1 protein-coding gene is annotated in these 1,719 nt (G+C 34.6%); it reads right to left on the bottom strand.

Going from position 1 to position 1,719, the window contains the following annotated elements; translation table 11 throughout:
- On the bottom strand, window positions 1-1,719 hold a 1,719-nt coding region (locus tag P8H68_RS12580; RefSeq protein WP_300325763.1), incomplete at both ends, for an ATP-dependent helicase.

The following is a 1,719-nucleotide window of genomic DNA, read 5'->3' on the forward strand; positions in this document are numbered from 1 at the left end:
CAAACCTCAACTTAGGTAATACTATTTTATATTCTTTCTCATCTTTAGGATCATACCAATACAGCAGGTATTCAACGTTTCCGTTAGATAATTTGTAGCCATCCTTTAAGAAGGTATTGTACTTATATTCTATAAAAGATTTAGAAAACACAAATACATTTCTAGCATTCAATTTTGCCAATCCCAAAGCTGTATTATTCGGAAACTGAACCGTGTCCTTTTTTAGAAGCTCACCAGAAGTTAGCGTATTGATTGCAGCTACAGTAGTGCTATATTTCTGTGACCCCAAATAAATATCCTTATGGCCTAAGATTATTTCAAAATGATTTGGTTGCGTTGTAATTCCACGGAAATTTGAAATGGCTAATTTGTTTGTTTTGAAGTTATCAAAAAACGTTGCGTTGCAATGAATCTGCAATGTTTTTTTAGCTCTAGAACAGCCCACATACAATACACGCTTGGCCTCCGTATCATTAAAGACATAGTCCTCCAACAACAAATACACATGGTCGAACTCTTTTCCTTTTGCTTTGTGCATGGTTGCAATGATGATGGCATTCGCATCGACATTGATAGCATCTTCCATTTTTATTTCACGAATGTATTCGTACCAATCGACTAACTGTTTTTGGCTTTCATAATTCTTTTCAAATTTCAGAATAATCGCCACACAGGTATCGAAGTGAGGACTATCTACATGTTTATTTTTAAAGGTTCTTTTAGCCTCTATCCATTCCTTGTTAAAAATTAATCCGGCATCATTTTTTGTGTGTTTCAACGCATCGGTAAATGTTCTTAGCTCCAATAGATCGCTTAGACTAAACCCTTCTAAGCCTGTAATTAGTTTTGTTTTTTGTCCCGCATCTTTTAAGAACGTACTTAGCATTAAAGCCTGTTTGTTTGTTCGAACTAAGATTGCCCGTGTACCCGAATGATTGTCTGCAATAACATGATCCACTAATGCTTTTTCAAGATACGAACTGCTGTATTTTATGAGTTGAATTTGAGCAGAAGCTTTACCATTTATTGGTTCTAGAACCTCCTGTTTTAATCTGTTTGGAATACTACTAAGTAATTCATTATTGAATTCTACAATATTTGAAGAACTTCTATAGTTTTTAATCAGCGCATATTGAGTTGCGTTGTATTTTTCTTTGAAGTCTAGCATATACTTATTAGAAGAACCACGGAATCCATATATATTTTGATCATCATCCCCTACTGCGATTACTCTTAGGTTACCCGATTTTTGTATGATGAGTTGAATAAGCTCCCATTCCTCTTGATTCACATCTTGAACCTCGTCTAGTAGCAGCACACTTTTATTTGTAATTGACGAAATATCAATGTCTTCATTTTTGATAGCCTCTAAACAATCTTTGATTACATTTTGAGATTTTGCTAGATCACCCAATTGGCCTAATAACTGAAAACAAAAACCATGAAAGGTTGTTATCTTAATCAGTCCGGAATATTCAGGAACCAATTTTCTAGTTCTTTCTCTAAACTCTAAGGAAGCCGCTTTTGAAAAAGTTAGCATTAGGAATTGCTCTGGCTTGATATCTTCCAATAACAACAAACTTGCAATTTTATGTACCAGTACTTTTGTTTTCCCACTACCTGGTCCCGCTAAGACTAAAATATTATTAGACTTTCCATCATTTACTATCTTCGCTTGATCGGTATCCAAATCACCTATAATTGCTTTAAGGCGTTTTG

The sequence above is a fragment of the Flavicella sp. genome (assembly GCF_029238425.1).
Classification (GTDB): domain Bacteria; phylum Bacteroidota; class Bacteroidia; order Flavobacteriales; family Flavobacteriaceae; genus Flavicella.